General features: G+C 39.5%; 1 protein-coding gene. It reads right to left on the bottom strand.

The features are described 5' to 3' along the window. Positions 1–181, bottom strand: a 181-nt coding sequence (locus C6N31_RS44980) for a hypothetical protein (RefSeq protein WP_232486386.1), incomplete at its 3' end; no start/stop codon positions are given. Positions 182–243: the final 62 nt, after the last annotated feature.

Raw genomic sequence — 243 nt, 5'->3', positions numbered from 1 at the left:
CCCTCTTTTCTACTACTTTCCAAGTCACGTCCACAGGCTTATCAACAATTGGGACTTGATCTTCACACTTGTATAAAACTTGTGACGCATTTTCAGAAATAGGGGAGAGTTTAAGAACTTTCATGAATTCTTTGGAAATCCTAGGAGAATCTTCAACATCTGAGGCTGTGGTGGTCCACAATTTTGGCGATCCCTCGAATTTGTTAGCGCATTTATGGCAACCATTTTGAATCAACTTCAAAA

The sequence above is a fragment of the Streptomyces fildesensis genome, from assembly GCF_016107395.1.
GTDB classification, from domain to species: Bacteria; Actinomycetota; Actinomycetes; order Streptomycetales; family Streptomycetaceae; genus Actinacidiphila; species Actinacidiphila fildesensis.
This window is presented reverse-complemented; position numbering and strand designations above follow the sequence as displayed.